This window comes from Bartonella sp. TT110JLCBS, from assembly GCF_042193405.1.
In the GTDB taxonomy this organism is placed as follows: Bacteria; Pseudomonadota; Alphaproteobacteria; order Rhizobiales; family Rhizobiaceae; genus Bartonella.
Map to the genome: position 1 here is coordinate 10856 of NZ_JBHILT010000018.1, position 5808 is coordinate 16663.

At 35.8% G+C, this 5808-nt stretch carries 3 protein-coding genes; all 3 read right to left on the bottom strand.

The window, feature by feature from the left end:
* Window positions 1–279: 279 nt before the first annotated feature.
* The 3 genes from ACFILW_RS07525 to ACFILW_RS07535 all read right to left on the bottom strand — a co-directional run bounded on the left by ACFILW_RS07525 (window position 280) and on the right by ACFILW_RS07535 (window position 5727).
* The gene (locus ACFILW_RS07525; protein WP_375622702.1) at window positions 280–1041 is read right to left on the bottom strand and encodes a DUF4167 domain-containing protein; all 762 of its coding nucleotides are present in this window, start codon (window positions 1039–1041) and stop codon (window positions 280–282) included.
* Window positions 1042–2705: 1664 nt separating this feature from the next.
* Window positions 2706–3149: a hypothetical protein gene (locus tag ACFILW_RS07530; RefSeq protein ID WP_375646289.1), complete on the bottom strand. Its 444-nt coding sequence runs from the start codon at window positions 3147–3149 to the stop codon at window positions 2706–2708.
* Between the two features lie 2092 nt (window positions 3150–5241).
* On the bottom strand, window positions 5242–5727 hold the full coding sequence (locus ACFILW_RS07535) for a hypothetical protein (protein ID WP_375685450.1): 486 nt from the start codon (window positions 5725–5727) through the stop codon (window positions 5242–5244).
* Between the last annotated feature and the right edge of the window lie 81 nt (window positions 5728–5808).

The window sequence follows — 5808 nt, forward strand, 5'->3', positions numbered from 1 at the left end:
CCAATAACATCACCACGCTCGCGCTACACAGCAACCTTCGGGTTTAAACATTTTCCTCTGCCTCAAGATTGACCACTTGAGCGATGGCACGTCTTTCTCTTTATCCCTTCACCTATCCCCAGCAAAGAGGCCATCTTTTCCGTCAACACCCCTTGTTAAATTCCTGATACTGCCCGTGAAAATTCAAAGAAAGCGCAAGAAGCTTCTTGAGCATATTACAATTTACCATCATGATACCAATAACATCACCACGCTCGCGCTACACAGCAACCTTCGGGTTTAAACATTTTCCTCTGCCTCAAGATTGACCACTCGGCGACGGCGCGTCTTTCTCTGTATCCCCTCACCTAATTCAGGCAAGGAAGAATCCTCTTTTGTCACTTTTGATGCATCTCCATTGCTAGAGCTTTCTGCTGTTGTGAGTGAAAGCTCAAAAGATGCTTCATCTTGAGTGCGTACAGTACGTCGACGGGGAGAACGACGTGTTTTTTTGATGGGTTCAACATTTTTCTCAGAGAGACAGTGCTCTTGATCTGTTTTTTCATCCGATAGAGTCTCTAAAGCGTTTTCACGCGCATCTCCATTTTGCACTTTATCATATTGGCCATTGCCATTTTTTTGCGATGACATTTGTAATACATCTGTATCACTCTCAACAGTATCATTTTTTTCACCGTCAAGATTTATTTCACCGCATTCTTGTCCATTGTTTTCATCACGATTTTCGTTTTCATCACCACGATTTTCATCACGCCGAGGCGATTGAGACATTTGCCCAGCTGCTGCTAAAATAATACGCAAATAGTGCTCGGCATGTTGTAAATAATTTTCCGACATAACACGATCACCTGCACCTTGTGCATCACGCGCAAGGCTTATGTATTTATCGGCAATTTGCTGAGCATTCCCGCGAATTTTAACATCCGGACCGCTACTTTCATAATTGCGAGACAACGGATTAGGACCGCGACGATTATTATTGTTATTACCATTATTGTTATTATTGCGACCGCGTACCCGTCTATTTTGTTGTGGCCTCATCTTTATCCCTTTTTGGAGTGTTTGTCTTATGTGTGTCTTAATTGACTCTTCCTCATTGCATTATCTTTTGATAATGCTAATCATGTTTAACATACGATTATCAAGCTATCCGCGTTTATTTCACTCAAACGAACCCTACTGATATTGATAAAAGCATATATTTTCTTGAAAATCACAAAACAGCAGGGAAATCGTAAATCAAAAATTCCCTTTTTCTCTGTCAAACAGCAGAAACCTAATGATGTTCACGTAAAATGCCAAGTGTTTTTTTTAAAATAAACCATATTTCACTAAAAAAATAATTATCTTGTGGAAAACAACAAAGGAAAACACACATATAACACACCTGACAAAGAAAAAAATCCTGCCAGAGAGTATTAGAAGCTTCCTTTTTTGCTCTAAAACCACCGCTCCTAAAAACGCCGATATTCTCTACCCCCTCGTGCATTTAACTCTCAAGCACGTCCATCCCAACGAGTCACTGCGCGAACCTCTTTATTTTATAAATATAGCCTCTCTTCATCGCTAAAGCAACCCCTTGCGAGCGATAATCCACGATCGCCTCACAAAACCTCTTGATTTTTATAGATAGATTAACATGAAGTATTATTCAAGCCCTATAATCACCAAGAGATCAATCTTCTTTCCTAAATAAGCCAACGATACTATCAATTTCTATTTTAACCCATAGACTTTTTAAGTTAATCACAGTCTTTATTTATAACAAATTGAGCTTAAAAACAAAATACTTAAATACAAAAAAATATAAAATTATGAAAAAACTGACCAATATGTCACACTTTTTTAAAAATCAGCTTCTTCTCAAAAAAAGCCCCTCCTCAAAGCCTATCAATAAGAATGGCCTAACGCATTTACTCTCTTATCTTTTCTGATAAAGAAAACTAGAATTATAAAACAAGCACATTTGTAAACCTAGCACAGCGTTTTACGCATGAAGCAGCCTTGAATGTTTATAAAAGGAAGTTTTTTACTCATTTTGTCACGTCTATTGACTTACCCCCTCAAAGAACGAAGATTCTCGAGTCACACTGGTCTGTCAACAATAAAAATTCTTATAAAATTCGTACAGTGAATTGGTTTATAATGATAATTCATATTTGTTGTGTTAAGTAAGAAAACTTAATACCGTAGGATTTTTCATTTTCTATCTGTTTTCTGTTGAATCAATCTTTTTTTCTTGCATGTTACACGTGGGAAAACCTGCGTGGAGTAAAAACAATAAAAAAGACTTAAAGTACCTCTTATGAACCGTCTTTAAGGCTAAAGGGCTGTCGAGAGACACCATTGGGAGCAAGCAAAGTGTGAGATAGTACCGGCTTACTCTTTTTCAAACCATAAAGATGAACATACTCTATAAATTTCATACATTTCATGAGGATTATACCATTCACCAGAACCATTACGAAATGGATTTCCCACACTCGTTCTTCCCTTAAAAAAGCGCAACAAATCCTTCTGAAACTCCACCACGCCCCTTTAAACATTTCAAGGCGGCATCCATACCTTATGTCGCCACACCTTAAATAAGAAGTGCGATATAACAAGATAAATAAATCAGGTTGCTATTGGTCTTGAGGCAGATAGTCATTTAAGAGGCTTTTTTTTATAAAAATTCGCTTCCTTTTAACTTTCCGTATAAAAACTTAAAAGTAATTGCGCTTTTTGCCTGTTTTATTTTCTTTTTCATTGAGAAAACAGTCTCGTAAGAGAAAATAATTTCCATCCCCAGGACGGACCATCGTCAAACATTGTTTTTTAGCACTATCAGAAAGCTTATCCCACATTTCACGAATAGCAAAATAGGCCTCACTTTCCAAATTAAGACAATGCTGATAAACTTCTCTTTTCATATCGGGCATAACGGAAGCAGAAATTTCCTTGCAATATACGCGCAGATCAAAAACAGGAATAACCAATTCAACGGCTGCTTGTTGTGTTACTTTTTTATGAGAAGAAAAATAACTAACCACCTTAGCAACAACAAAACACAAAAACACTATACAAAAAAGTATTATGCAAACAAAAGCAATCTTGCGATATAATCTTTTGAAATAAGCCTTTTGTCTTGCTCGGATTCTTTTTTCCATAAAGATTGTACCCTTTAACATCCCAAGAGAAGCTTTTACAGCAAAAAATGATAGAAGTATTTGTGTATACAATACAGGTTATAGCAACAAACGATCAAGACTCTTATGTCAAAAGCCCCTCTTTTTTTATCGTATAATTTTTATCGTATAAAATTCTTGTAAAGTACTTTTCTCATGCCCTTTATGAAAAAATAGGGCTGATGATTTTCTCTCATCACCTTTAAAGACGAAGATTCTTCATCCATGCGGATCTATAAACAATTCGTCTTCGTTAAGACATGTCATATTGATTTATAAAGAATATTTATTGTTTTACATGTTGAATGAGAAACCCGAACACCATAGGATTCTCTCATCCGAAGTTTGTTTTCTATTGAAACAATCAAAACCATGTTGCTTACAAGTTACAAGTGGAACTGGTATGTGGATTAAAAACTGTATAAGAAAGGCATATGCCTCTTATGAATCGTCTCACGAACCAAGGCTGTCGTAATATTGGGAGCGAGCAAATACAATGATGGTGCGGGCTTGCCTCTACATAAGCGTAAAGATGGGAGTGCTCAATGGATTGACCATTATTCACCACACAAACACTGTTAAAGACACATTTGCATTTTTGACCATGCTGGCATGTATGATAATGGCCCTTCAAATGCGCCACCATTTTATGCTTCACCTCATATCATTCTCCGTCAAACAGTCACAAAGATTCTTTAACTATTCAACGCCTCCCCAACCAAAGCAAAGAAACCAAACCCAGACGCCTGCATTTTTATTTGAATCTTCCCTATTGGGATAAAACACACAAGAATTTAAAGATTTCACAGCAAAACGAAATCACAAAATACAATAATGAGAAACATATCCAAAGCCATCTCAATAACAAATATATAGCGCCCCTGTTATTAGAAAGTAAAAAAGCCGCGCCATTTAAAGGCGCGGCTTATGAATAGAGATATAACTAAATAAAATACAAAAGAAATCAGTAATAAATACTTATACACAAAACGTATAGTATTGCAAGCTTTTTAATTATATTTATAAAAATATCCAAAAAGAGTATAAATAATGATACATTCGTATTGAGAAGAGTTGTTTACAACAATGCACTTTCTAAAATAAAAACGTATCAAATAAATCAACATACTTTGTAGCTTTATCTCAATATAATCCATGAAAAAACACACATGATTTAAGTCCATAATTATAATAAGCCCCGTTCTTTTACGCTTGTAAAAGCTGGTTTTTCTTGACTTTCATCCACCACTTCAAAAGATGAAGATTCTTCACCCAATCTGATCTATCAACAGCTCGGATTGAGCGGTGTCCATTTGGCTTTCTCACATGTGATTGACTTAAACTTAAAGCTCAACAAATAAGCCTGCCTTAAATATTTGCCACGCCTTTTAAAAAACATTTTTTGTATCATGGAGGCTCTTACAAAGAGGCTTGCCTTATATCATCACACCTGAAAGGACAGCCTTTACAGCATAAGCAGGATAAGACAAACAACCGCTTATACCATCTTATATGACAAGAAAACAAGTGAACCTTTAGCCTTCAAGTCTTCTTAAACAGTATAGCATTTCTCTTCGTTTATAAGAAAAGACACAACGATACGCATGATTTTCGTATAGGCATTTTTCTGCTTTTGTCCTTTTGGCAATTAACATTTTCTTTTTATGGGATTTTTAACAAATTAAAATTGCGATGAACTGCACTTTTTCTCTTTTTAAAAAGCGTAAAAACCGCAAATTATTTATAGATTTAAAATCATCAAACGCTCTATCCAAAAGCTTTTTAAAATGATTGCAAGATTTTTTATCTTTTTAAAGCTTCTTTTGCCATGCGTTTCTATTTGGGCATAGCTCCTTACTCTGTAGGCTTTAAAAACTTACCCTTAGATTTCAATATGCGCCCTACTCTCCCCAACAACGCATGATCAACTTATCCAGCAACAACGCTTCTCTATCAATTTTTACCATTTTTTAACATCTCAAACAAAGTGCAATTTCAGGCTCCACCGAAGATATAAATTAGGTTTATCTGATCTATAGCTTCACCCCATACATATTGTTATGATCACTCTATTCTATTTTTCCTTATCTAACAAAGAAGAAATCTTTCCAGAATGCTCAACATTGATGTCTTGAGCAACACTACTGTGTATTTTTAGCGGCTTATGTGCTGTAAATTTTGAAATAAAAGAGCTGTAGTCTATTTTTGGCGCCTCGTATATTGGAGAAAAAAATATGTCTCCAACGGACGATGATTCTGTTTTAATTTCTGGTGCGCTCACAAAACTGTTTGGTGTCGTTATTCCACCACTCACAACACTATTAATACTGTCTTGCTTCTCTTCTTTCTCATTTTTTTTCTGTTCGACATTGGTAAGATCTAGAGCATTTAATTTTTTTTCTAAAGCATCCATGCGCTTTGCAATTTTTGTAATATCTTCATATGCTTTCTTCAACAATGCGTTTAAAGGAGCATGTCCCATTCTTCCGCTAGCATAAAGAACCACACGAATACATTCCGGATCATCAATATCAGCAATAGAAAATGGAAAAAGTGCCATTATATCCCCCTTTTTGATAAGCTAAACACGTATTAAGGCCTTTGCATCTCTTTTTTCGTTGTACGGCTCTTGCATTTCTCA

Coding starts and splice junctions, on each gene's coding strand:
- ACFILW_RS07530 (WP_375646289.1), bottom strand. CDS start 3,149: ATGGAAAAAAGAATCCGAGCAAGACAAAAGGCTTATTTCAAAAGATTA.
- ACFILW_RS07535 (WP_375685450.1), bottom strand. CDS start 5,727: ATGGCACTTTTTCCATTTTCTATTGCTGATATTGATGATCCGGAATGT.
- ACFILW_RS07525 (WP_375622702.1), bottom strand. CDS start 1,041: ATGAGGCCACAACAAAATAGACGGGTACGCGGTCGCAATAATAACAAT.